Origin of the sequence: Peribacillus loiseleuriae (assembly GCF_001183985.1) — a bacterium.
Lineage (GTDB): Bacteria > Bacillota > Bacilli > Bacillales > DSM-1321 > Peribacillus > Peribacillus loiseleuriae.
In genome coordinates this window covers 171,293-197,344 of the sequence record NZ_LFZW01000001.1, presented here as the reverse complement: position 1 = coordinate 197,344, position 26,052 = coordinate 171,293, and the positions used below count along the sequence as shown (strand labels likewise).

Here is a 26,052-nt window from a genome sequence, read left to right as displayed (position 1 = left end):
TGCCTCCTAGTGCGTTCATCACACATTATATTACTATCCTTGCTCTGAGTGACAATCGAGTCAAAAAGTTCTCACTTTTAGATTCCTACAGTACCGAACAAAAATAATTCCTCTTAATAATAACAGGATTTGGCAACGATTGCAAATTATTAACGGAAATATTTTTGATAGGACACCGTCCTTTGGTAAGCTATTCAAATATGATTTACAATCCATAAAATTTTTTCGTATTTTTATACAACTCCACGTATACTTTCTCTACCTGAACCCTCTTTATTTCTGCTATTTGTTGTACACTGTCATGAATCATTTTAGGATGAGTCACAGTATCTTGGAATGGTCCTCCGAATGGCCATGGTCCGTCCGTTTCTACCATCATATTGGCTAACGGATAGGCTTTTATCAATTGCTGAATCTCTGTTTCATACAAGCAGTCCGGAGTAATTGAAATATAATACCCATTCTGAATCATACGTTGAACCGTTCTTTCATCACCTTTGAACCAGTGGAAATGTGCCTTTGTCACCGAGTATTTTTCTAAAAGGTCACAGACCACAGGAGCGTCGTCGTATACAGCATGAAGACTAATTGGCTTATTCAGCTCCGAAGCTTGTTTTACAAAAATTTCAAGCATTTCAAGATACGGCTCAACCTTTATTTCGGGATGTTCGCGCAGCAAATAGTAGGGTAAGCCTACTTCACCAATAGCAACCATTTGATTTTTGTGTTCATTTAAGAATGAACATAATTGATTCACTTCCCAATCACTTGGTAGCTCTTGTTCTGGATGAAAACCGAAAGCAGGCTTTATTCGTTCATCCACCTCTGCTAAAGCTAGGTTTTTTTGAGCAGAGACTAGATTCGTTGACACGGAAATAAGTGCCTCCACCTTATATTCTGGCAATTCTTTTAAAATGGTAGACCGGGTACTCTCTGAATATTGGTCAAAATGAATATGAGAGTCAATTATAGAATGTTTCACATAATCACCCGCAATTCATTGTAAATCTTCTTTTTCCAATGTAAAAATTCCTCACTTAGTAAAAGCGCTGCTTGTCTCGGTCTCGGAAACGGAACAATAAACTCTTTTTTCACTTGGGTAGGCTTCTCTGATAACACAATAATGCGATCAGATAAGTAAAGAGCTTCTTCAATATTATGGGTTACGAGTAAAATGGCACGTTTATCCTCTTCCCAAACAGATAAGAGCCAGTTTTGCATTTCAAGACGCGTGAATTCATCGAGCGCTGAAAAAGGTTCATCTAAACAAATCAGCGATTGCGGACTTAGCAGACTGCGAATAAACGCCACTCTCTGCTTCATCCCTCCCGACAGTTCATATGGATAAGCGTTCTCGTATCCTTTCAGACCCGCTTTATTAATCATATCTAAAGCAGCTGCTTCATCTGTCTCCCCAACAAGTTCTCCACCAAGCAAGATATTGCCGAGAACTGTTCGCCAAGGCAACAGAGATGGGCTTTGAGGTGTATAGCTAATCGAACCAGTTTTGCCGTTAATTCGTTTACCATCAAGTCTGATTTCTCCAGAATCCGGTGAATACAATCCGCCGATTAGTTGGAATAAAGTGCTTTTCCCACTCCCAGAAGGTCCTAATATCGACACGAACTCTGCTTCTTTTACATGAAGAGATAACTGATTCAGCACTTGACTTTCACCAAATGATTTCGATAGGTTCTCAATTAAAAGTTTAGTCACGCCCTTTTCCATCTCCTTTCGGCTTCCACTTCACAATCATCCGTTCTAGCGAAACAATCAAGGCAAAGAATACCAGACTCAGAACCATAATCAAAAAGATGGCGACAAAGACACGGTCCGTTCGAAAGGAAGAAGAAGCTAATGTCATATAGACGCCAATTCCTTCTTTTGCCCCAAGCCATTCAGAAATAACAGCCCCCATCACGCTATACGTAGCGGAGATCTTCAAGCCTGAGAAAATGGATGGTAGCGCATAAGGCCACTCCAATTTCCAAAAAATTTGTTTCTTCAAAGCCCCAGCCATTTTCATATAGTGCATAAGCTCTGAACTCGTTTGTCTAAATCCATCCAAAGCAGCTACTGTGATTGGAAAAAAACAAACAAGTGTAATGACAATGAGCTTAGGTAATATTCCGAACCCGAACCAAATAACAAGAAGTGGCGCCAACACAATGATTGGAATATTTTGCGAGAGAATGATAATCGGATAAAGTGCTTCTCTAAGCTTCGGAATAAGGTGAAGACCAATAGCCACTGCGATACCTACGCTTGAGCCAATTAAAAAGCCGATGATTGCTAATCCAATTGTCGATGTTAGATGGCGGTAGTAATTCGGCCATCCAGCTGCTCCTTCTAACAAAATCTGCGTCGGGGAAGGTAGAAGCCATTTTGGTATTTCGAACAATCGACAGGACACTTCCCATATGATGAATAAAAGGATGAGGACCAGAGCTGGTCTCCATCCTTTATACCAAATCTTCATGGGCGATATTTCTCTGTCAATTTAGCCATAGATGCGCCGCTCGGTTGATAAAGAATTTTCACTTGAGAAATCACATTTCTACTGCCAATCTCAATCATCCGTTGATTCATTTTTTCGATAATTGAAAAGATTTCTGTCAAATTTCCTTCCATGGTTGTTTCAAGTGGATGAACTTCATATTTAATTCCAGAGTCATGAATAATCGCTATGGCTTCATCTACATAAGGAATCACATCTTCCCCATTTTTTGTTTTCGGGATAATTTGAATGCTTACTAATGAGTCGCTCATGTTGCTCTCCTCCTTATTTCGGTAAAAATTCATTGGTGAATGCTTTTTTTGCGTCTAATTCACTTTCAAGCAAACCGTTCTCTAACATCCAGCTTGCATAGTTTTCCCAAACCTTTTGATCTTGAACACCCCATTTTGAAGCGTCATCTTGATATTTCGGTGATAACCATTTTTGACTAGCTTTTACCAATTCCGGATCTAAGTCTGGAACTGCTTTGATTAAGATGCTAGCCGCTTCATCCGGATGATCAATCGTATATTGATAACCTTTTGAAACTGCGGCTACAAAGGAACGGACTGTCTCTGGATCTTCTTTTATCAGATTCTCACTCGTTGTGAGAACAGGCGTATAGTAATCTAGCTTTTCCGTGTAGTCGGTCAAATATTGCATATTCAATTTCTCGCCACGCAGCTCAGCTTCTACACCTGTCCATCCATAATAAATCCAAGCAAAATCAACATCTCGTTTAACCGCTGTGAAAAAATCCGTATCTCCCATATTCACAATACCGACTTTTTCCACATCTCCATTTTCCTGCTTCATCAGAGAAGAAAGGACAGCCTTCTCGACAGGTGCACCCCAGCCACCATAAGTCTTGCCTTCGTAATCTTTCGGAGAAGTAATTTTCTTATCAGCTGGAGAAGCAAACCCAGACGTGTTATGTTGAATAATGGCGGCAATAGAAACTAATGGCACACCTTGTACACGCGCTTCTGTCAAAGATTCCTGGTAGCCAATTCCGAACTCTGCTTTTCCTGCCGCGACAAGCTGGTTAGCTCCCGCTTCACCTGGCATTATAATCTCAACATCTAATCCCTTTTCTTCAAAATACCCATTTTCTTTTGCAACATACAAACCAGTATGATTCGTATTCGGCGTCCAATCTAAAACCATGGTGACTTTCTTTAGCTTCTCTTGATTATTTCCCTTCGAACCATCGTCCTTACTATTCCCACAAGCAGCGAGAATCAGTACCGTGCATAGCAATACAAGCCATTTCTTCATCATAATTCCTCCTTTTAACATGTCTTTACAAAGCAGCAAACGAAGAAACAAGGAGGAAGATATGTAAACGTTTAATAGGAACAGCGCTACGTAAAAAAGCACCGTAGGTTTATACCTAGGGTGCATATCGTAACAATTGAGTCCTGTTTAAATATGTTCCCTACGCTGGTTTTAACCAGATCAGGTTCCAAGGGTATGTATCTATTGGATACGGTCTCAACCAGCAACACTGGTCCCCCTACATGTTTCGTTATTCAATTCGTTTAGTGCCTTATTATCTATTAACTTTGCCATAGGTCTTGTTAATTTTCAAGAGATATGTTTATGAAATTACAATTAGATTGGGCAAAAAGTTCCAGTAGATTGATTTTTTGTCATTCCTCTTGCTTAGATATGCCATACGAATTCCCAAGGGTAACTAGATCTTTTTTCCAAATAACATTCCAATTGTGGTTCGCTGTCGCTTGGATCGTTTTTCTCTTACGTATATAATTCGCAATTAGCTCCGTCATATCCATTGGAATATCCTTCACAACTAGTTTATCTTTAAACATCATATAATCCCCACCACCACAAGCACGATAATTATTCATCACAACATCGAACATTGAATCGAGGTTTAAGGGCTTGCCTTTAAAATATAATTTTGTTACACGCAATCCAATTGGTTTTGTAATATCCAAAATGTACTCAATGCCTTCCCACATATCATAATTATAGTGTTGCGGCTTCGGCTGAATGAATGAGGGGTTTATCGCAAGCTCTCCCGCTTGATCAATAGTAAAGTAGCTAGCACTTTGCTCAAGCGCCGCTTTGATATCATGTCCGGATAAGCGCAAAACGGTTAATGTATTAGGATAGATATAGTTTGAAACTATATCACGCATCGTTACTTGGTTGCCAAAGCCGAGTGAGGTATTATCAAATAATGCTGTATTAGAAATTTCTACACCAGCTACATCCATTTGCACTTTGTTAATAAACTCAATAAGTGGATGATCTTGCGTTCGGATTCGTAGCGGGTCGGTTATCCGCATATCTCCTTCAATGAATCCAATGGGTGTATCTAGCCATTTTTGCGTTTCATCTTCGTACTTTAAAGTAAGTTTGAGGATCTCTGTATCCACTTCAACTTCATCCATCCATAACAATTCGGAGTTTTTTTCAAGAATCTCTTTTTGCTTATTCAAGCTTACGGTTATTTTCCCCAATGCCTGCCCTTTGAAGGATGGCTGAATGACTTCCACCCCATTAATCTTGCCTGTAAGCTCACGGTGCTGATGACCTGTTAATAACACATCAATTCCTTCAACTTCCTGACAAATCGCAAACCCTTGATTCTCTCCTGTAAGGACTTCAGTTGGTTCACCTGTTTCTAAATCCCTTTCAAAACCACCATGATACGAAACAATTAATACATCTGGTTTCTCTTTTTCTTTCAAATATGAAGCCCATTTCTTCGTTTCTTGCAACGTGTTTTTAAATTCAATCCCCTGAATATTTTCAGGCTTTTCCCAATTCGGGATGTAATGTGTCGTAATACCTAATATGGCAACTTTCACAGATTTTATTTCTTTGATAATGTACGGTCTACCGAAATATGGCTTACCTGAGATTGAATCGATCGTATTTGCAGATAACCATGGAAAATTAGATTCATTTACAGCTTGATTTAGCAGATCAAGACCATAATTAAACTCGTGATTGCCAATGATGGCCGCATCATATGATAAATGATTTAAAAGGCGTACCATCGGATGTTCTTTATCCTGTAAAAATTGTCCATAATGATAGGTTAAGGGCGAGCCTTGAATCAGATCACCATTATCAATCAATAGTAAATCGGGATCTTCGGCCCTTTCCATCTTAACCTTCGTGGCTATCTTACTTAATCCCCATTCGACCGTCTCGTTATTTGCATAGTTAATTGGATAGATGCTTCCGTGAATATCACTTGTATAAAGAATGGTTAACTTAATTGTTTCGTCGTTATCCACCATGTATCACCTCCATTGTTTTTTAGCTCTTTAATCAGAACCAGAATATGAATTTCTATTTATCTCGAATATAATCATTTATAAGATCGTAAATCCAACAAGTTTATGAGATATGATATTTCTAGTGCCAATGCTCACTCTTACTGTTTTGTTAACTCGTGGTTCTTCAACACATACGTCACACCATACTCAGGTAATACTTGCTTACCGCGCCTAGGAATTAATCGTTCCGGATGAAAACTATGAAGTGGAATTAAGAAATCCGGATCGAGTTCGTCTACAATATATTGTAAATGATTCGGAATCGCGTGGCCTGATGTTCCAACAAGTACGTGATTGATACCGATTCTTTTTAAGAAGTTTTTCAAGTTTTGATAAGATGGATCGAAATCCCCCAACGGTACGCCGTTTGAATGAATATAAACGCCATTTTCTACGTGTAAATCAAACATCTCCATTGTCTGTTCATAACTATTTTGTACAAAATAACGCGAAGGGTCTTCATTGATTTGGACAGCATCCAATGTTTCATATCGCTCGAGTACAGCTTTCTTCCATTCTAATAATGAATCGTTCTTCATCTCTTCTTTCGTTTGGGAAGATAAATAAACAGCGAATTCACTTTCAGGCATGAACAAGGATGCAAGATATGCCAGTTCCGGTTCAAATACTACGATTCGTTTACTACTTTTTCCTGCTGTTAAAATACCTTCTATTCGATCAAGGTTTCGATTATAAATATTGAAACAGCCAACCCCTTTTGCTTCTTCTAAAGCTTCTACCATTTTTCTCGGCAATTGAGCCTCCGTTAAAAGGTCTTCAAAAATTTTATTCGTTGAAACCATCGAATCTCGCTGTACTTCTACACTATTTAAAGTCGTTCCTTCCATAATAAGAACATCAAAACCACATTCTTTTGCTTTTTGAATCATTTGCTCGATTCGTTCTGGATAGTTACCATGTAATCGAAGATCACCCGTGTAGAATATAGACCCCTCTGGCGTTTCAATATGGAATGCACAGGCTCCTAATATGTCGTGATCTACTTGGATTGGAGTAACTATTATTTCGCCAACACTGAAAGATTGGTCATAATCACAGTTCTGATAATCTCTGTTCCCTGGCACACCTTCTCCGATCGTGTCAAGAGCATGATAGAGCTTTAGTGAATCGCTTGTAAGATATACAGGTATTTCAGGAGCAATCGTTCCCATGGCACCAATATGATCAAGATGGATATGGGAAATAATCACAGCTGTTTGCCGTTTGTCTAATTCTGCAGGAATAACGCCTTCATTTCCCGCTAAGTCCTTTTCGGAATATAGACCATCTATCTTTGGAATCATGCCTAAACGTAAATAATCTTGAACAATGGAAGTTGTGCGCAATTGAAGCTTTCCGTCAAAAAAGTTATTGGCAGGATCGTATTTTAATCCAAAGTCAAACACAACTCTAGAATCTTTATATTCCACTGTCACGATTGTTCCACCAATTGTTCGTAACCCACCAAAAAAACGAATATTTGTCCGTTCGAGTGTTGCCACCCAAATCACCCCATCCATTCAAATTATCAAATTCATTTGATAAGAGGCTGCCTAAAAGCTTAGGGCTATGACCCCAAAGACAACCTCTTTGTTTTATTAGTAAATAAGAATATCCTTTTCTGCTTCTTTCTTCATTACTTCGCTTTATCTAGTGCGTCTTGTGCACCTTTTGCTGCATCTGCTAAACCTTGATCAACTTTTTTTTGTCCAAGAAGAACGGATTGAACTTCTTTTGATACAACATTCTTCATATCAAAAGCCCCGACTGGACGTGGATCGTAGAAGCCAGATTCAAATTGTAGTTGTCCCACACCGTACACTGGGTTTTCCTCGATATATTGCTTCCAAGTTGGATCTTCTAGTGCAGATGTACGAACAGGAATGTATCCCGTTTCTTTCGCCCAGAATACCGTTTGCTCTTTGCTTGTCATAAATTTCAAATATTCCCATGCTGCTAGTTTTTCTTCATCTGTTGCAGAAGAAAATACTGTTATGTTGGTGCCTTGGAAAGAAGTTGCTCCCACTTTACCTTTTGGCAGTGGAGCCGCAGACCAGTTAATATTACCTTCTGCTGCTTGTGACACAAATGGGATACCTGCCGACGATCCGATATAGATACCTGTGTCTCCACGACCAAATGGGTTAGACATGTATTCATCTTCTCCAGCTAATCGTGCAATTCCATCTACCATCATGCCATTTAAGAATTCAAGTGCTTCTTTTCCTTCTGGTGAATCAAACATAATTTTGTTACTTCCTTCATCAAGGAACGTTCCACCAGCTTGTCTCACCCATGTAGGGAATGAAGTGCCAATTGAATTCTCAAGCCCTAGCCCTACAACTTTTTTATCTTTATTCGTTAACTTTTGCGCAGCATTACGTAGCTCTTCCCAAGTCGTTGGAGCTTCTAAATTATTTTCTTTAAACATATCTGTATTATAGTAAAGAATCTCTGTACTTTTATTGAACGGTACTCCATATAATTTTCCATCCCAAGTATTCGCATCACGGAAAACCTTTACAATGTCGTTGTACTCCTCGTCCGTCCACCCATATTTCTCATCTTGCACATAAGGTGTTAAATCTGTAATGAGGTCATTTTGGATATATTGTGTCATCCAATCTTCATAGGCCTGTGACATGACAGGTAAAGTACGCGCTTTTGCAGAAGCCATTACTTTCTTAGATAGATCGCCATAGTTCCCTTGGCTCACAAGTTTAACTGTAATATTTTCTTGTGAATTGTTAAATTCATCTGTCATTTTTTGTAGTGTTTCACCTAAATGTCCGGTCATTGCATGCCAAAATTCAATCGTAACTGGTTTATCAATCGTTGTCGTGATCCCACTCGTTTGTCCATTTTTTGAATCTGATTTTTCGCTATTTGATGAATTCGTTTTTGCAGTTGAACCATTTGAACAAGCGGCTAAAGCAAATGTCAAAATGGCTGTTATAGCTAGTAAAAGGAATCTTTTCACCTAATAAACCCTCCGTTAACGTTTAATTATTATCTTGCATGTTGCTGGAATTCAACGTGGTGGAACACCACCTCCTTAAAGTCATTCACATGATCCGTTTCATGACTTTTCAAACATTCTTTACCCTTTAATACCCGCTCTCGCTACTCCTTCAATGATGTACTTTTGTAGAATGATATATAAAATAATCATTGGTAAGATAATCATTGTAGAAGCAGCCATTAATAGCTCATACATCGTACCTGCGTCTGTACTGAAAGACGTTAATCCTACTGGAAGAGTACGCATATTCTCAGAACTTGTTACGATTAGTGGCCATAAAAACGCATTCCAGCTACCGATTGCTTTTAATAGAGCAATCGTGATTAAAGCCGGCTTTGCAAGTGGTACCATGATAGACCATAAAAACCGAAAATCACTACATCCGTCAATCTTTGCAGCAAATGATAACTCCTTTGGAATCGAAAGGAAAAATTGTCGTAATAGAAAAATACTGAAAATACTTGCTAACCAAGGGATAATGAGCGCCTCGTATTGGTCAATCCACCCTAAATTGGCTAGTGTGACGAAATTAGGAATTAACAATACTTCACCTGGAACCATCATTGTTCCAAGTAATACAGCGAACGCAATATCTCGTCCATAAAAGTTAATTCGCGAAAAGGCATAAGCGGCCAATATCGTCGTAATTAATTCACCAATTGTGCTGGCAATTACAACAACTAGGCTATTCAATGTATAGCGAGCAAATGGAGCCATCGTCCAAGCAGTTACATAATTGTCCCAGTGGAAAATATCTGGGATCCATTTCGGTGGCATGATCATGACCTCATTTGGCGCTTTTAAGGAGGTACTAATCATCCATACGAATGGCAAAATCATTAACAGACCACCAATTATTAATAACGTATATACAAAACCTTTTGAGAGAGCTTCTCTTTGCAAATTTCTCCCTCCTTCATTAGTAGTTGACCTTACGTTTACCCACGTATAATTGTACGAGGGTCAGGATAAAAATAACGATAAACAAAGCATAAGCGGCTGCTGATGCAACACCAAAGTCCCATTCTCCATAAAATTTATTAAAGATATAATACACAACGGTTTGTGCACTATTTGCAGGACCTGGTTGTCCACCAAATAACGCAAACACCTCATCAAATACTTTAAACGAGTTGATTATTGATATAATTGAAATAAAGAAAGTGGTTGATGATAACAATGGAACTGTGATGTTTTTAAATCTTTGCCAAGACGATGCTCCATCTATTTTCGCTGCTAAATAGTATTGCTGATTAATATTTTGTAACCCCGCTAAAAAGATAATAATGTTATAACCGAGCCCCTTCCAAACCGCTAAAATAATAAGCGCTGGCATGGCCATTTGCGGATCTGATAACCACTTGATTGGCGATACTCCAAAGAAACCAAGGAAGTGGTTAAGTAATCCATACTGAGTGTGGAAAATCCAACGCCATACGATGGAAACGGCCACAACAGATGTAACAAATGGAATGAAATACACGGTTCTGAAAAAACCTCTAAATTTTATCTTTTGATTCAATAAAACGGCAATTCCCAAAGATAAGATGATAGAAATGGGTACAACACCGATCACAAAGATCATCGTATTTTTCATAGAAAGCCAAAACTCTGGATCTTGGAAAATATAGCTATAGTTACTTAGTCCTCGCTCATTAACAATATCTTTAAAATAATCATAGTCGGTATAAAAGCTCATTAAAAATGACTTGATGATTGGATAAATATTAAACGTACCGATAATAAGGAGGGCGGGAGCTAAATAGAGCAAAGCTTTAAGTGTTTTTCCAATGGTTGGCGTATCGTTCAACAAAGCTCCCTCCTATCGTAATTTCGAATCAAGTAAATTTTCTCCGGTATGAACAGCGAACAAATGGGCACGTTCAGGGAGAATGCCTAATTTCACAACATCCCCACGCTCAATTCGTAAATCTGGAGATACTATGGCTCGAACCGTTTTATTCTGAACTTCTACATTTAACAAGTTATCGCGGCCAATTCTTTCTACCATAATGGTTTTTCCGAGAATCCCTTGCTTCTTTTCATCTGTTTCAATATAAAAATCCTCTGGTCTTATACCTAACGTTACTTGCCTTGCAGGGTCCATTCCTTCTTTCAAAGGAGATGAAAGTGTAATGACATCGTTAGTTCCGCTAATCGAAACATCTTTTAAGTTGTCCATCAAAGAAGCTGGAAATAGATTAATAGGAGGACTTCCTAAAAAGCTAGCCACGAACTCATTTTCTGGATGATCATACATCTCTTGCGGCGGACAAAACTGCTGAAACTTCCCATCCTTCATTAATAAGATCTTATCGGAAATACTCATGGCTTCTTCTTGGTCATGAGTAACGAAAATCGTTGTTATTTTGACTTCCTGCTGAATTCGTCTTATTTCTTCTCTCATTTCTAGACGGAGCCTAGCATCTAAATTAGATAGAGGTTCATCTAAGAGAAGGATTTTTGGCTTTTTTACTAATGCTCGCGCTATTGCAACACGTTGTTGTTGCCCACCTGATAATTGTCCAGGCTTACGATCCAATAGATGATCAATTTGAACGAGTTTTGCCATTTCTCTTGCAAGCTCTTCCGCTTCCCCTTTAGATACTTTCCTCATTTTCAAAGGAAACATAATATTCTTTAAAACGGATAAATGCGGGTACAAGGCATAGTTTTGAAACACCATGCCAATTTCACGGTGTTCTGGTTCAATTTTGTTCACGAGACGATCTCCAAAGAATATCTCACCAGCAGTTGGTTTGTACAATCCTGCCAGCATAAATAAAGTTGTACTTTTCCCGCAACCACTAGGACCTAGCATAGAAACTAGTTCACCGTCTTCAATCGTAACATTCATGCGATCTACAGCAGTTATATTATTGAATTGCATCGTGACATCTTTCATTTGTACTTCCAAGGTTGGACCTCCTACATGTTGTTCAAATCTCTATCAATATATCATCTATAAATCTATTGAATACCAGAATATTGTAATGTAATTGTTAAGACACGGTTAACTTTATGTGTAGAAACCCCTTCATTATTTTGATTACTTAGTTCCAATGGGCATTTTTCTAGCAGAAGTTATGGTGATGGTAGAGGATCAGTCTGTTAAAGCGAGGGAAATCTTATCATAATAAGACCCTGCACACACCGAATAACTTGTGAGCAGGGTCTTTCTAATCCATATATGCACTTCAAATGCCGTTTTTGCACTTAGATTTCAGCTGTGTTTCTACTAAATATCAATCATATATGCCCAAGAACAGTCGGACCCTCTTGGTACATGAGTACAGTCATTGAATATAGAATGGATTTACATTATATGATGTATTCCTTGTAGCAATAGGTTACTCGACTAAAATAGATTTATTTCTTTACCTAAAAAAACACGTATGAAAAGCGACTTTCATCGCTTAACTCATACGTGTTCTTTAAGTGCTGTGTTTAAATAAATAGGTTGTTTAAGGTTCAATTTCCATTTTCATAATCATACTTCAGGTGCTTGTTCACCAAATGTCGCCCACTCTTCCCTTGCCGGTCCATATACGCCAGGAACAGTCAGACCCGCTTGACGCATGAGCACGGTCATTTGGCCACGGTGATGTGCTTGATGAGTGATTATTAGCCCAAGCACGGTGGTAATCGACCACATTTGCCCGTACATATCTCTCTCTTCGTTTAATGTTTCGTCATTCCATTGCTCGCGAATCGAAGCGACCATCTCTTCACTTGACGTGCGGTATGCTTCAGCGATTTCACTCGCTGTTTTCGGCACTGGCGAATTATGCCGCGCCGCTTTAAAAACAAGCCCTGTACGTCCTATCATTTCATCAAGCGTCGTAACGACATGCCAGGCGATTCGTCCAAGTGTACGGTCCTCAGGTGATACCTCCTGCGCTAATGATTCATCTGTCAATGCATTCAATATTTTTTGCGTTGATCCACTTTCATGCTTCCAATTGGTCAAAAAATCTTCAATTGTACTATACATCCCTTCGCCTCCGTTTATCAATTTCCACCCATCATCATTACCTACATTCGCTAATAACATGCACTATCCTACTAAAGATAACTCAAGATAGAATGTCTATCAACTTCGCTATTAGTAATATTTATATTGTTCAGTGGATTATCATTATTGTTATCTTCCGTTTATTCCAGGAATATTTGGCCTAGAAAGGGCATCGGGATGGTTCAGTTGGATTGGACCCTTCATTACGCTGGTGGTACATTGAAAAAATGAAGTTAAAGTATGCACAATACCGTCCACAAATGTAGACGGTATTGTGCATATAGCTATGGAAATTTTACAAACCAAGTCAAATATTAACTCGTAACCATACAATTAATGATGATATTATAACTCTACACCATTAGACTCAATGACTTTTTTATACCAATCAAAAGAATCCTTCTTCGATCTCTTTAACGTTCCATTTCCATCATCATCTAAATCAACGTAAATAAACCCATAGCGTTTAGTCATTTCGGAAGTAGACATACTTACTAAGTCAATAGGTCCCCAGCTCGTATACCCCATAAGATCAACACCATCTTCAATCGCTTCTCGCATTTGTTCGATGTGTTTTCTTAAGTAATCGATACGATAATCATCGTGAATCGAACCATCTTCTTCTACCCTATCATAAGCACCTAGGCCATTTTCAACAAGGAATAGTGGTTTTTGATAGCGATCATACATATCATTTAGCATAATTCTTAAACCAATAGGGTCAATTTGCCAGCCCCAGTCTGATGATTCTAAATATGGATTTTTTACACCGCCAAATAAATTCCCTTGTGCTCTTTCCCCTTCTGGACTTGCAGAAGCAGTTAAAGACATGTAATAACTAAAAGAAACGTAATCCACAGTATATTCTTTTAGTATTTCATCGTCACCATCTTCTTTTTTAATAGAAATCTGATTTTCTTTAAAGAAACGATTCATATAGTTTGGATATTCTCCACGTGCATGTACGTCTGTGAAGAAGAGGTTCATTTGATTTTCTAGTTGCGCTTTACGCACGTCTAATGGATTAGGCGTGTTAGGATACGTTTCCATCCTTGCAAGCATACAGCCGATTTTTGCACCAGGGATAATTGCGTGACAAGCCTTTGTAACTAAGGCACTTGCAACAAATTGATGATGTAACCCTTGATATTGGGCTTGTAGAGGATGTTCTGTGCGATCAGAAACAATGCCTCCACCCGTAAACGGACTCAATGTAATCATATTAATTTCATTAAATGTCAGCCAATATTTCACTTTGTCCTTATAACGTGTAAATACGGTTTTGGCATATCTTTCAAAACAGCCAATGACTTCTCGTCCTAACCAACCATTATATTTTTCAGTAAGCCCATAAGGCGTTTCATAGTGAGAAAGCGTAACTAAAGGCTCAATTCCATATTTATGAAGTTCATCAAACACATCATCGTAAAATTTTAGACCTGCTTCATTTGGTTCTTGGTCATCTCCATTTGGAAAAATTCGCGCCCAGTTAAGCGATAATCTGAAAACCTTAAAACCCATTTCAGCGAATAATGCGATATCTTCTTTATAGCGGTGATAAAAATCGATACCTTCCCTTTTAGGATATCTAGCAACTTTTTCACCTGACAAGATTTTCTCAATTTCATCCGAAGTGATTTCGATCGCATTATCTTTCTTTCTTTGATCTTTCGGGATATAAGCAACTAAATCTGCACTAGACAAACCTTTCCCGTCTTGGTCAAATGCACCTTCTAATTGGTTCGCTGCTGTAGCACCGCCCCATAAAAAGCCTTTTGGAAATTCTTTATTTGTGATTGTCATTTTAATAATCCCCTTTCTATCTTTTCATTTTCTACTATCTTTTTCAGTATTACTAACATATACAAATTCTCGAATTTATGAATCTTAGAAATAGCCCCAAATTAGATTAGATGTCTTGTCCGTTCGTTTTAATGACTTTTTGGTACCAATAAAAGCTGTCTTTACGGATACGGCGCATATCAAGTAGCTCAAATTCATCACGGTTAACATAGATAAAACCGTAGCGTTTGCTAATACCTTGGTGTGTACTGACTAAATCAATCGCAGACCATGGACAGAAGCCAAATACTTCTACACCATCAGAAATTGCCAGTTGCATTTGTTCAAGATGCTTTCGCAAGAAGTCAATGCGGTATTCATCATGTACTTTGTCGCCTTCTTCTAACTTATCGAATGCGCCAAGCCCTGTTTCTGTTACGATCAGTGGCAATCCGTAACGTGAATAGATTTGACGAAGTGTTGTTCGGAACCCCACGGGATCAATCTCCCAACCAAACTCATTCGTTTTCAAATGTTGATTTTTCGCACCCTTGAACACGCCCGTCTCACCGATCGTTAAATGTTGATCACCTGTTCCTTGCTTGTCTTCCTCGTCACCTGTACTTTCTTGGACAGTCTGAGAGGTATAGTAGTTAAAGGCGATGAAATCTGGCTTTGCTCCTTTAAGGATTTCCATATCTCCATCTTGAATCACCGGAGTCCATCCATTTTCTTCAAGATAGGACCAAACAACATGATTATATTTTCCAAAAACAGCCATATCTAGGTACAACCAATTGCGAATCGCTACATAGTTGTCTGCCGCTAAAATATCTTCCGGCTTGGACGTTGCAGGATAAATCGAAACGATGTTCGGGGCAGGACCAATCTTCGCGTGCGGCAATTTATCATGACACATCTTCATCGCTTTTGCCTGTGCGACTAACATGTGATGGTTTTGTTGATATAAGTCTTTCTTTGGATCCTTCAAGCTCGGGTCCAACGTTCCAATGGCATCCCCATGAAGAATCATCATATTCTGTTCATTAATGGTTAACCAGTATGTCACCTTGTCTCCGTATTCGTTAAATAAAACTTGCGCATATTGCTCAAAGGCATCGACCATTGCACGATTCGCCCAACCACCTTGCTGTTGAAGAGCGTAAGGTAAATCAAAGTGATACATCGTTACGATTGGTTCCATATTATGCTGTTTAATTTCATCAATCAGGTTATGGTAGAACTCTACCCCTTTTTGATTGACTTCCCCTGTCCCTTCTGGGAAAATGCGTGTCCATGCAATCGAAAAACGATAGGCTTTAAAGCCCATTTCAGCAAATAATGCCACGTCTTCTTTGTAGTGATGATAATGGTCACTTGTTACCTTAAAATCTGTCACACCTTCTACGTGGTTGGCCATGTCTACAACAGATGGACCCTTGCCATCTTCATTCCATGCACCCTCTACTTGATAAGCAGATGTTGAACCACCCCATAGAAAATTTTCCGGAAATGTTTTTAAAGAAGTATGTTTCATTTTAGAATCTCTCCCTTATATTTATTTACCTTCTTCGACTGACTTTCTTTACAAAATAAACCTTTGTGTTTTCATGTTTTAGTGATCCGTTACTTTCTCACAACAAAAAATGGCGTTTGCTATCTCCCGTATCGTTTAATCACTGTGAATCGTATGCCCCATTCGACATACGATTCACATCTTAATTAATAACTGTAAGGATAGACTGCCCGCTAACTACTTCTTTCGGCTCATCTGCAATGACATCTAAATAATTTGTTGTATTCGTTACAATCACTGGTGTCGTCACTTTATATCCTGCTTCTTTAATACCAGCAATATCAAATTCTACTAGGATGTCTCCTTGATTAACTGCCTGTCCATTTTCGACATGGGCAGTAAAATGTTTTCCTTCTAATTGGACCGTATCTAACCCAATATGAATGAGAACTTCCACTCCGTCATTTGAAGTTAATCCAATCGCATGACTTGTTGGAAAAATCATTGTTACTGTTCCATCAAACGGAGCGACTGCGCGTCCAATCGTTGGTTCAATTCCAACTCCTTTGCCCATCGCGCCACTAGAGAATACAGGATCCGGTACATCTGCTAACGGAAGAAGCGTACCTTCAATAGGACTAGCTATAGCCATTTTTTTATCTCTAGCTGGTGGAACTGGTGTTGTTTGTTCCGGTTCGATTTCTTCTTCTTTCTTTTTCTCATATCCGATTATAAAAGTCAGAATGGTCCCAACCAAGAAAGCAATCATTACGCCAATTGTATATTTAACTGGAGGCTGGTAAGCCGGGATTGTTAAGATGCTGTTAAATACAAACGTGAATAAACGTACATCAAATGTCGCAACGATGGCTCCGCCAATAACACCCGCAATCACCATGATTGGAATCAACCTGCGGTAGCGCATGATCACACCATATATAATCGGCTCGGTCACACCAGCAAGGACACCTGATAACACCGCTCCAAGGGTCAAGGATTTCAATTTCTTGTCACGTGCACGCAGGAACACACCAAAAGCAACACCCATTTGAGCAAACGTTGAAGCGGCTGTGATAGGCAAAATCACATCCCCGCCTTTGGCAAACGCACTAATCGCGATTGGCACAACACCCCAGTGGACACCGAGAATAACAAGAAATGGCCACACACCCGCAATAATAACCCCTGTTAGAATAGCTGATACAGACGATAGATAAGAAACACCGTTCATAATTCCGTCACTCACGTACACTGCAAACGGACCAAATACTAAGGCTGTTAACGGGACCATTACGAGTAGACAAACCATCGGCGTGAAAAATAATGTGAGTACACTCGGTGTAATTTTTTTAACCCATTTTTCTAATAGAGCAAAAATAGCAATCGCAATCAACATCGGGAAGACTGTTGATGAATAATTGGTCAAAATTAACGGCAAATTCAAAAATTCCGAACGAGCTCCGTGTTCAAGAAGAGCTGTAAAGCTAGGTTCTAATAAACCCGCTCCAATCGCGCCACCGACATATGGATTCGCACCAAGTTTCAACGCAGCCGTGATCCCTACAAAGATAGGCAAGAAGAAAAACACTCCACCCGAAGCTGCATTTAGCACTGCATACGTACTGCCATCTACATCAATCCAGTGTAATAATGTTAATATCGCAAGAAGGGCTTTAATCATCCCCGCCCCAGCTAGTGCGGGGATCAAAGGAGAGAATGTTCCAGAAATATATTCAAAAACCTTTGAGACTGCACCGACTTTTTCAGTGGATGTTGATTCTTTGATCGTTTCTCCACTAATTTTTGCTACTTTCATAACTTCCGCATACACTTTGGGCACATGGTTCCCAATAACAACTTGAAATTGGCCACCACTTTCAACTACAGTGATGACCCCCTCCATGTTTTGGAGTTCGTCTTTTTTCGCTTTACTACGATCATCCAATTTAAAACGTAAACGAGTTGCACAATGTACAAGAGAGTTTATATTCTCTTCTCCGCCTACCTTTTCAACAATCTTTTTAGCTAATTCTCTATTATCCATCTGTTAGTTTCCCCTTTTTGTAATTTGACTAGGATATCCTATCCGTCGTTAAGTTTTTATAAGTAGTAATCCCCCTCCTAAATTCCTTTTATCCTTGATTTTTCGAGATAAGAGGGTTTGCTGCCCCATCATTTACGGTAAAAAATAAAAAACCTGAAAAGAAATGCAGATAGAAAGGAGGGTTACACACCCACTTTTCTCAACATTTCTTCTCAGGTTTTGCCTGCCGAACAGTAACAATCCTAATCAGAAAAATTATGCTTTTTTCTCACGACTAGATACGCGATGAATATGGATCATGAAATACACCATTTCATCCTTCGTCATCTGGACGTTATAACTTAACTGCAAATAAGTTTGTACTTTGATGGTACATTGATACGCTTCAGAATATTGCTTACTCACTTGATCAAATAACGAGTCCTCATCTTCACGGGATAGTTCACCTCTTTGCATACGGTAAGCAAAATAGCGTAAATGAGTAATAAATCGACTATAATTCATTGAATCTTCATCAAACGTGATGCCAAAATGATACTTCACGATCGTAATGATGTCATTGACAATCTTCGTCATCTCCATGGTTTGTTCCATGCCTGCCGAATCATGCCTTGCATTAAACAGATGCAGCGCAATCGATGCACTTTCATCATCTGGTAATTGAATACCTGTCCGGTCCTCAATCATCTGAACCGCTTGTTTAGCTACTCGATATTCATCTTTATAAAATTTCTTAACTTCCCACAATAGGGCATTCTTCACTATCAGTCCTTCTTGAATCCTTGTTAGCGCAAAATGGATATGATCCGTCAATGACAAGTAAACGGTTTCGTTTAACTGATATCCCAATTCTCGTTTGGCCAATTCGATAATATCATTAGACAGTTCCAAGTGATCAAATGGGATTTCTTTGAGCAATTCAGATAATTTATCAAAGACATTTTTCGAGTGAATGACGAAGGTTTTCTCAATCTTCGTTTCATCGATTTCATCTCCAACTTTCTTCTGAAAAGCGAGTCCACGCCCCATAACAACCATTTCTTCTAGGTTCCCATCTTCTGTCAGTATAACGTTGTTGTTAAAGACTTTTTTTATGCGCATAATGAGTCACCTTATCACTGATTTTTTAAATACTAACAAAAAAACCTGAACTGATCCCAATATTACAGTTTCCCCGTAATACTCCAATCAATCCAGGTTTTGCCTGCCGAACAGTAACAATCCTTTGTCTACCATTATTATATAAAAGCATGTTTGCGTTTGCAAGAGGTATTTTTAAAAGGGGAGAAATATTTTCATAAAACCACGGAAAGCCCTTCGATCAAATTGCCGACCGTGGAATTTATTATAATGAGATAATCTTATTGCTACTCAATGGACTCATTTTCTTCAGTTTCCGTTTCCAGAACATTCTCGATATAATATTTCCCCCATTCATACATAGAATCCAGAATCGGCATCAGACTCCGTCCATGTTCAGTAAGGGAATATTCTACTTTTGGCGGTACAACAGGATAAACTTCTCGATGTATAATCAAATGATCTTCTAGCTCACGCAATTGATTCACCAGCATTCGTTGGGTAATCCCCGGCATGAGCGCCTTCAGTTCACCAAAGCGCTTGGTTCCCTCTTTCCCCAAATGCCACAATATCAACATTTTCCACTTACCACCAATAACTGAAAGAGTCAATTCCTTTTCACAATTAAAAAATTTATTCTCTAGATTGGGCATTTGCTCCACCTCCAACACTTATATTACATTAAGTATACTTTTTACCATTATATTCAAAATAAGCATGTACTATAATTATACTAATATACTTAGTATAATTACCTGTTTACGATTAGTAAAGGCTGTATCATTGGTGCAAGTATTAATACATACAAAGTTATCGAAAAATTAAATCAAAGCGTGATTTTCATTTTAAATGAATAAGCTGGATTGTTAGTCAACAAGATACTTGTATTAAAAAAGCTCTGCTGCTGAAGCAGACAAATCTAGATTCATGAGCTATGCATATTTGGTCAGTGTAACGGTAACGACCCATTTAGAAACAGACGATATGTTGATGATCGGCTCTATATCACAAAAAATGAGACATTGATTTCGATAGCTAATAAAGCAAAGGATAGGTGAGACAAACGCATCTGTAAGGATTTCTCCTGAATTCACGATTGGTAAGTTCATATTACCGTTAAATTTCCTAGATCGGTAATATTTCAATCTGAAAGGGTTTATAGGACGCTCCAACCAATGAAGTCACTTTTCGAGCAAGCTATGCTGTTATTCGATGCCGTATTCTTAGGTTTTTTAGAAAAAGGTTAGACTATACTAAATTGTATGAAAAATATACCAATCTAGAATAGAACCTACACTTTAACTACCCACCACTTCATTTTTATAGCCACAACACGAACAAAGTTGACTGGAAGGGAAGTTTGTTGCAACCGTTACGACTTGTTTTCCATACCATTTCTCCTTGTATTCAATTATACTTTTGAGCTGTAACCAGGATACTTCACTCAGAAAATGATAAAAATAAAGGATGGAGGTTCTTAACTCGCACACTATACAACCCTTTATAACGCCTCTGGATCTGACCCTTTTATTATGGGCCCCTCTACTAGTCAAGCAACCGTTAATTAGTTAAAAGTCTTTACAAGAAAAAACATCACTCGAATTATTTTCGAATGATGTTTAGTATGGATCAGTTCTCGATTAAGTAGTGCTATAGAGAATCTGATTTACGCAACGATTCTTTATACTCCTCTACTTTCTCAATCTAGTTGAGCAGAGTATGGATTGATTTTTTTTCTTAACAAACTGATAACATATCCTAATACTCCCCCGATAATAGCAGAACCGATCCAGCCAAGTCCTACTTCATATCCAGGTAGAATCGCACTAAATAGGTCATCAATTACTTTAATATTTAATCCTGCAGCACTTAATCCGTCAAATAAACTTATAATAAAAGTCATTAGCATTGTGCCTAGATAAACTTCTTGTCTCCCTTTAAAGAACGAATGTAAGAAAGTTAAAAAGATTAACGCGATTGCTAATGGATAAATCGCTGTGAGAACAGGGACGGATATACTAATTAATTTCATTAAACCAACATTAGCAAAAATCATGCTAAAAATAGACAATACAACGGCGAACATTTTGTAAGAAATGGTTGGAAATAACTTATGGAAATAAGATGAACATGCCGTAATAAGTCCGATACTCGTTGTTAAACATGCTCCTAATACGATTATTCCTAGTATTGGGCCTCCGAATGATCCGAAGTAGTGATTAGAAACGGCTGTTAAAACTGCTCCACCATTTTCTAAATGTCCAATCCCTTCTACACTGGACGCTCCAATATACGTAAGAGAAGTATAGATAATAGCCAAAAGCGCTGAAGCAATTAGTGCAGCTTGTGTACAAACGATCATCGTTTGCTTCTTAGTTGTTACACCTTTATCCTTAATAGCGTTAATAATAATGATACCAAAAACAAACGCCGCAAGAGTGTCCATTGTTAAATATCCCTCTTGGAATCCTTTAAAGAATGCACGCTCCGTATAAGCTTCAATCGGAGCTTGGTATTGCCCAATCGGATTAATGAAACCAGCTATAATCAGTATTGCTATTACGATTAACAAAATAGGCGTCAAGATTTTCCCTACTATATCGACAATTTTCGCAGAATTTAGTGAAAAAAAGCAAGTAACGCCGAAAAAGATAATCGTGAAAATTAGCAATGGTAAAAAGCCAGTATTTTCAGATAAATAAGGCTTCAGAGCTATTTCATACGAAACACTGCCAGTTCTTGGTATAGCGAATAACGGGCCAATTGATAGATAAAGAGCCATCGTAAAAACAAGTCCAAAGATAGGATGTACTCGACTCGCTAACGATTGTAAGTCACTTTTCCCCGATACCCCAAACGCCAGAACTCCAAGTAACGGAAGCCCAACTCCTGTTACGACAAACCCTGCATTGGCTGACCAAAAATTCGTTCCTGATGATTGACCTAACATTACAGGAAAAATAAGATTCCCAGCCCCAAAGAATAAAGCAAATAGCATAAATCCTATAGCTACTAAAAATGAAAACGATATTTTTTTCGTCATATTAAACTCCCTTCGTAGCAAGTAAATTATTTTTTTAATATACGAAAGATATCATATAAATTATACTTACGCAATATATTTCAAAGAATTTGCAATTTTTAATTTATATGCAATATATTGAGTTTAACTTAGTTTTTTTATATACTACAATTAAATACAACCTAAGATTTAAGAGTAGATAAAATTCACGAGACGTTTTCAAAATTATTTCATTATCATATTATAAACAATTTTAAAAGGTGGTCATACTATGCCCATACCTGCTAATTTCTCAATAAAGCCTCGTGTATCTGCAAAAAAACGTGCATTTAATCAAATACAGGAATGGATTATTGATGGTACTTTTAAGCCAGGAGAAAAACTGAATGATGCCGACCTTGCACAAGCATTAGGTGTAAGTAGAACGCCTATTAGGGAAGCCTTGCAATTGCTCACTGTCCAAGGTTTCGTCGAAATGTATCCCGGAGTCGGTACACAAGTCACCGCCTTAAAGAAAGAAGATGTTTCAAAAATATTGCCTCCGTTAGCAGTATTACAGGCTTTGGCAGCAGAACTAGCAACACCTGTCATTAATCAAGAAACGATTCATTTGTTACGCGATATTAATACAAGATTTGCTCAGTCTATTAAAAATGGCGACTCTGACAATGCCCTAAGGTTTGATGAACAATTCCACAATATCATTGTAGAAAACGCCCACAATGAATATATCTCAAGTTCGGTTTCCACGCTTCAGTCGCATGTTTTTCGACTTTATTTTCATTCATCAATTGTCTTTACTCAACGTTCGATCGAAGAACATGAAGCAATTTTGAATGCTTTCGAAGAGAAAAATAAAGAAGAGGCTGCTAAGTTGGCACGAATCAATTGGCTTCATCCTATTGATCTTTTCTATGCTGAACAAGAACAATAGGTAAACAAAGATTAGACCTCTCTCTTATTGCAATATCCTAAAAAAACCAGTTCTCTGAATGAGAAGGCTGGTTTTTTTACTGGAAAAAGCCTATCTTGATCATGAATGATAAACATTTTTTACAATCACAGAATATACTAGAGCAGTTCTACACAAGCTTTACCTTGTAAACGTTTGACTATTAAGCCCCCACCCTACTTCTCTTAAAATTCTTCAGTCCATTTGCCACGTTACACCACTGGCAAATATTTTGACATTGTAAGCGTCCGCAGACATTATATCAACCCTATTAACTAGTAAGTCTCTCAATAAAATCATTTAATTTATCAAGTGAAATTATATTTTGATTACACTTTTGACTATTTTCACAAATATAGTTCCCTCTTTTAATAAATGTACCGATTGCTGTTCCTTTTGCTTCAGAAAGAAACATTCCTATTTCTTCGTGATGATTACACAGTGCACAAATTCCTTTTTTGTTTATACTTTTATATGTGCCTTGTATGCCTATGAGCTTATTATGATGATGAGCTACGATATATTTTTTATTAGATCCCTTATCGTTCCAACCCAAATATGAAATCTCATACAGATTCATGTTTTCGAGTATTGGAACTTTTAGCTTCTTTGCTTTAGGGAATAATTTTTTTATCGTTTTTTCTGTTACTTCTTTGAAAGGAATCACATACGGCAAAACATGCGATAGAAACTCCTCAGCCTTATCGTTATCTTCAATGTTAATGATTGGATGTAGTATCTGTCTTTGCTCTTCGCTAATGTCCATGAATAAATGTAGAACTTTTTCTTGAACAATAGATTTTAATGCATGAAGAACTTCAATATCATTTACAGTCGAGTGACCATTAATTAGAATCTGTGTTTGGGCCTTAATAAAGTTATACTGATCACTTCTAATAAAAAGTTCCATTTTCATCACTCCTGGTACTATATTATTTTGTAGCTAAATCAAGCTGCCAAGAAGCCATCATATTAGAAAACCCATTACATTCTTTTCTTTTGTAACCATACATTCCACACCCATTATTATTGCTAAATTCCCTATTTATTTTAAAAGTTCTGCTTACCTTTTTCAATGTAGAAAATGACTATGAAGCAAACTTACCATATAAAAAGAGGATGTCTCAAAGCAAAAGGTCAAACCCCGCAACAATAAAATACAGTATAAGATAAGTGTATGAAACACTACATACTGATTTAGAGTGCGAAGCCAGACCCTTATGAGACATCCTCTTTTAAGGAACCACTGAGAGTTCCATTATTTTTTAGAATAAACAATTTTTTTGATTGTTTCAATTGAAAGAAAATATTCTTCAGCTAATTGATGGATCGTCCTGCCATTTTTAAAAGCATTTTTAATAGTGGTATTTCTGGCATCCATTAACTTTCTTCCTCCAGAACGTGTCCCCCACTTTTGATAGTTCGTTTCTAATTTAGGTATATAAATGGTTTCTCCTTGAATATACTTTTGAATTTCTATGATCAGCTTTTCGGGTAAAATAGTCGTTGCATTTACATATTTCATTTCTGCCAGCCCCTTATTTTTTGTGTAAATGAAAATAAGGTGCAAAGCCAACTATTAGAAATAATTTGAACTAAATTTGGGCGATATTAAATACGTGTTCACCCCATACAAAGTATCGCCTTTCCAATACTAGGCTTTGCATGAGATGTTGCAGAATCTGGCAACCAAGTTTTATTTACCATTTTACCTCACCCCCTTAAACGTTTATGATCCTTTCAAACCATGCTTTTAATCCATTATGGTCAAATTACGAAAGAATTCAGATCTCCTACATCATTTTTTGATCGACTCGTATGAGATCCGTCCTTGAAGAAGTGCCTTCCATCCTTCAGAACCACAAATTTATTTCTTATCACATTATTTCTGGATTATACAATACTACCCTCTATTTTTTCATTAATTACATCCTATTAATCACTCCTTCTTCGTACAACTCAATTTCCCCGCTGACTCCTTAAAAGGGATTCAATAAAAGCTATGCAGATGATAAGCTTTAGAGTATAGCCGCCCTGTAGTCACGAGTAGGACAATGGCTGGGAAGCAACGGCTACTTAAATTGAAAGATCAACTAACTAATGAATTCGATAGGACCCGGGGATAAATATCACAGACGGAGAGGATTGGCTTAAATGAAAATAATTGTTCCACGAGAAACAATTTATTTAATTTAGGCTCTGTTAAATAATATTGTTAGGAATCTTCGTTACGGAAAAGGGGATTTGAGAATACAAAGCGAATTTATTTCTTAAGATAAATCAAAATAATGCGAACTGGAACCGGCCATCTATGTAGGAGTACAGCTTGTGAAACCGAGATAAAATAGGAGAATAGAGGGAGGAATGAATGTGTCTTGGGTTTATTTATGCCTAGCTATCTTGCTTGAAGTAGCGGGCACAATCAATATGAAGTTATCTGATGGTTTCACCAAATTAATACCAAGTATATTATTAATTTTCTTTTATATTGGTAGCCTTAGCTTTTTAACATTAGCACTGAAGACCATTGAAGTGTCAGTCGCCTATGCAATTTGGTCCGGTATTGGTATCTTGATTATTACTTTCATTGGCGTTTTTTTCTTTAATGAAAGCTTTAGCCTTTTAAAAATTGCTTCAATACTTCTCATTATTATCGGTGTTATCACTTTAAACTTTACTGTAAGTCATGATGCATCCAAAGATGGGAAGATAACAGAAAAGCAAAAATGAATAACTTCTCTTTTAGAAACTCAAAATGAAATAAAGTAGAAATTCAATCAGTTTAGGTTTCTTTCATCATCCTCT

General features: G+C 37.8%; 22 protein-coding genes, 1 pseudogene and 1 riboswitch. Of the genes and pseudogenes, 2 read left to right on the top strand and 21 right to left on the bottom strand.

Translation table 11 applies throughout. The annotated features are described in order from the left end of the window. Positions 1–205: 205 nt before the first annotated feature. The 19 genes and pseudogenes from AC625_RS01045 to brnQ all read right to left on the bottom strand — a co-directional run bounded on the left by AC625_RS01045 (position 206) and on the right by brnQ (position 22,316). Positions 206–982, bottom strand: a complete 777-nt coding sequence (locus AC625_RS01045) for a TatD family hydrolase (RefSeq protein ID WP_049679610.1) — start codon at positions 980–982, stop codon at positions 206–208. Beyond that, on the bottom strand, positions 979–1,716 hold the full coding sequence (locus AC625_RS01040) for an ABC transporter ATP-binding protein (protein ID WP_156187382.1): 738 nt from the start codon (positions 1,714–1,716) through the stop codon (positions 979–981). The genes AC625_RS01045 and AC625_RS01040 overlap by 4 nt, the downstream gene beginning before the upstream one ends. After that, positions 1,709–2,479, bottom strand: coding sequence for an ABC transporter permease (locus AC625_RS01035; RefSeq protein WP_049683521.1), 771 nt, complete (start codon positions 2,477–2,479; stop codon positions 1,709–1,711). The genes AC625_RS01040 and AC625_RS01035 overlap by 8 nt, the downstream gene beginning before the upstream one ends. Beyond that, a complete protein-coding gene (locus tag AC625_RS01030; RefSeq protein ID WP_049679608.1) occupies positions 2,476–2,769 on the bottom strand; it encodes a thiamine-binding protein in 294 nt (97 codons plus the stop codon). The genes AC625_RS01035 and AC625_RS01030 overlap by 4 nt, the downstream gene beginning before the upstream one ends. Before the next feature lie 13 nt (positions 2,770–2,782). After that, a complete protein-coding gene (locus AC625_RS01025; RefSeq protein ID WP_049679607.1) occupies positions 2,783–3,775 on the bottom strand; it encodes an ABC transporter substrate-binding protein in 993 nt (330 codons plus the stop codon). 140 nt (positions 3,776–3,915) lie between these two features. Continuing rightward, a riboswitch (TPP riboswitch) is annotated at positions 3,916–4,025 on the bottom strand. A 124-nt stretch (positions 4,026–4,149) separates the two neighbouring features. After that, positions 4,150–5,775 carry a bifunctional metallophosphatase/5'-nucleotidase gene (locus AC625_RS01020; RefSeq protein ID WP_049679606.1) on the bottom strand — a complete coding sequence of 542 codons (1,626 nt, stop codon included), beginning with the start codon at positions 5,773–5,775 and terminating at the stop codon, positions 4,150–4,152. A 137-nt stretch (positions 5,776–5,912) separates the two neighbouring features. Next, positions 5,913–7,316, bottom strand: coding sequence for an MBL fold metallo-hydrolase (locus tag AC625_RS01015; RefSeq protein ID WP_245644887.1), 1,404 nt, complete (start codon positions 7,314–7,316; stop codon positions 5,913–5,915). Positions 7,317–7,450: 134 nt separating this feature from the next. Continuing rightward, positions 7,451–8,794, bottom strand: a complete 1,344-nt coding sequence (locus AC625_RS01010) for an ABC transporter substrate-binding protein (RefSeq protein WP_049679604.1) — start codon at positions 8,792–8,794, stop codon at positions 7,451–7,453. 120 nt (positions 8,795–8,914) lie between these two features. Next, positions 8,915–9,739: a carbohydrate ABC transporter permease gene (locus AC625_RS01005; protein ID WP_156187381.1), complete on the bottom strand. Its 825-nt coding sequence runs from the start codon at positions 9,737–9,739 to the stop codon at positions 8,915–8,917. 16 nt (positions 9,740–9,755) lie between these two features. Next, entirely contained in the window at positions 9,756–10,646 is an 891-nt protein-coding gene (locus AC625_RS01000; protein ID WP_049679603.1) for a carbohydrate ABC transporter permease, read from the bottom strand. 12 nt (positions 10,647–10,658) lie between these two features. After that, entirely contained in the window at positions 10,659–11,753 is a 1,095-nt protein-coding gene (locus AC625_RS00995; RefSeq protein ID WP_049679602.1) for an ABC transporter ATP-binding protein, read from the bottom strand. Positions 11,754–12,326: 573 nt separating this feature from the next. Beyond that, positions 12,327–12,890: a DinB family protein gene (locus tag AC625_RS00990; RefSeq protein ID WP_342670978.1), complete on the bottom strand. Its 564-nt coding sequence runs from the start codon at positions 12,888–12,890 to the stop codon at positions 12,327–12,329. 306 nt (positions 12,891–13,196) lie between these two features. Continuing rightward, complete coding sequence (locus tag AC625_RS00985; RefSeq protein ID WP_049679601.1) at positions 13,197–14,654, bottom strand: glycoside hydrolase family 1 protein; 1,458 nt, start codon at positions 14,652–14,654, stop codon at positions 13,197–13,199. 106 nt (positions 14,655–14,760) lie between these two features. Further along, on the bottom strand, positions 14,761–16,170 hold the full coding sequence (locus AC625_RS00980; protein ID WP_049679600.1) for a glycoside hydrolase family 1 protein: 1,410 nt from the start codon (positions 16,168–16,170) through the stop codon (positions 14,761–14,763). Positions 16,171–16,351: 181 nt separating this feature from the next. Then, positions 16,352–18,193 (bottom strand): beta-glucoside-specific PTS transporter subunit IIABC, encoded by a 1,842-nt coding sequence (locus AC625_RS00975; RefSeq protein ID WP_049679599.1) that lies wholly within the window; start codon positions 18,191–18,193, stop codon positions 16,352–16,354. Positions 18,194–18,448: 255 nt separating this feature from the next. Continuing rightward, positions 18,449–19,294, bottom strand: a complete 846-nt coding sequence (gene licT, locus AC625_RS00970) for a BglG family transcription antiterminator LicT (RefSeq protein WP_049679598.1) — start codon at positions 19,292–19,294, stop codon at positions 18,449–18,451. Positions 19,295–19,560: 266 nt separating this feature from the next. Continuing rightward, positions 19,561–19,926 (bottom strand): winged helix-turn-helix transcriptional regulator, encoded by a 366-nt coding sequence (locus AC625_RS00965; protein ID WP_049679597.1) that lies wholly within the window; start codon positions 19,924–19,926, stop codon positions 19,561–19,563. A gap of 654 nt (positions 19,927–20,580) precedes the next feature. Further along, positions 20,581–20,721 (bottom strand): annotated as a pseudogene (locus tag AC625_RS25270) (zinc ribbon domain-containing protein); the annotation flags it as partial. Between the two features lie 251 nt (positions 20,722–20,972). Continuing rightward, entirely contained in the window at positions 20,973–22,316 is a 1,344-nt protein-coding gene (brnQ, locus tag AC625_RS00960; RefSeq protein ID WP_049679596.1) for a branched-chain amino acid transport system II carrier protein, read from the bottom strand. A gap of 250 nt (positions 22,317–22,566) precedes the next feature. Between brnQ and AC625_RS00955 the strand changes: the two genes are divergently transcribed. After that, positions 22,567–23,229: a GntR family transcriptional regulator gene (locus AC625_RS00955; protein ID WP_049679595.1), complete on the top strand. Its 663-nt coding sequence runs from the start codon at positions 22,567–22,569 to the stop codon at positions 23,227–23,229. A gap of 289 nt (positions 23,230–23,518) precedes the next feature. On the opposite strand, the gene AC625_RS00950 is transcribed toward AC625_RS00955, so the two are convergent. Both AC625_RS00950 and AC625_RS00945 read right to left on the bottom strand, forming a co-directional pair. After that, a complete protein-coding gene (locus AC625_RS00950; RefSeq protein WP_049679594.1) occupies positions 23,519–24,157 on the bottom strand; it encodes a FusB/FusC family EF-G-binding protein in 639 nt (212 codons plus the stop codon). Positions 24,158–24,505: 348 nt separating this feature from the next. Further along, positions 24,506–24,772, bottom strand: a complete 267-nt coding sequence (locus tag AC625_RS00945) for a CD3324 family protein (protein WP_049679593.1) — start codon at positions 24,770–24,772, stop codon at positions 24,506–24,508. A gap of 845 nt (positions 24,773–25,617) precedes the next feature. Between AC625_RS00945 and AC625_RS00940 the strand changes: the two genes are divergently transcribed. Further along, positions 25,618–25,977, top strand: a complete 360-nt coding sequence (locus tag AC625_RS00940; RefSeq protein ID WP_049679592.1) for a DMT family transporter — start codon at positions 25,618–25,620, stop codon at positions 25,975–25,977. Positions 25,978–26,052: the final 75 nt, after the last annotated feature.

Excerpts from the sequence above, each read along its gene's own strand:
- AC625_RS01020 (WP_049679606.1), bottom strand. The coding sequence starts at position 5,775 with ATGGTGGATAACGACGAAACAATTAAGTTAACCATTCTTTATACAAGT.
- AC625_RS00955 (WP_049679595.1), top strand. The coding sequence starts at position 22,567 with ATGCCCATACCTGCTAATTTCTCAATAAAGCCTCGTGTATCTGCAAAA.
- AC625_RS00975 (WP_049679599.1), bottom strand. The coding sequence starts at position 18,193 with ATGGATAATAGAGAATTAGCTAAAAAGATTGTTGAAAAGGTAGGCGGA.
- brnQ (WP_049679596.1), bottom strand. The coding sequence starts at position 22,316 with ATGACGAAAAAAATATCGTTTTCATTTTTAGTAGCTATAGGATTTATG.
- AC625_RS00990 (WP_342670978.1), bottom strand. The coding sequence starts at position 12,890 with ATGTTATTAGCGAATGTAGGTAATGATGATGGGTGGAAATTGATAAAC.
- licT (WP_049679598.1), bottom strand. The coding sequence starts at position 19,294 with ATGCGCATAAAAAAAGTCTTTAACAACAACGTTATACTGACAGAAGAT.
- AC625_RS00980 (WP_049679600.1), bottom strand. The coding sequence starts at position 16,170 with ATGAAACATACTTCTTTAAAAACATTTCCGGAAAATTTTCTATGGGGT.
- AC625_RS00950 (WP_049679594.1), bottom strand. The coding sequence starts at position 24,157 with ATGGAACTTTTTATTAGAAGTGATCAGTATAACTTTATTAAGGCCCAA.
- AC625_RS01035 (WP_049683521.1), bottom strand. The coding sequence starts at position 2,479 with ATGAAGATTTGGTATAAAGGATGGAGACCAGCTCTGGTCCTCATCCTT.
- AC625_RS00985 (WP_049679601.1), bottom strand. The coding sequence starts at position 14,654 with ATGACAATCACAAATAAAGAATTTCCAAAAGGCTTTTTATGGGGCGGT.
- AC625_RS00965 (WP_049679597.1), bottom strand. The coding sequence starts at position 19,926 with ATGCCCAATCTAGAGAATAAATTTTTTAATTGTGAAAAGGAATTGACT.
- AC625_RS00945 (WP_049679593.1), bottom strand. The coding sequence starts at position 24,772 with ATGAAATATGTAAATGCAACGACTATTTTACCCGAAAAGCTGATCATA.
- AC625_RS01025 (WP_049679607.1), bottom strand. The coding sequence starts at position 3,775 with ATGAAGAAATGGCTTGTATTGCTATGCACGGTACTGATTCTCGCTGCT.
- AC625_RS01030 (WP_049679608.1), bottom strand. The coding sequence starts at position 2,769 with ATGAGCGACTCATTAGTAAGCATTCAAATTATCCCGAAAACAAAAAAT.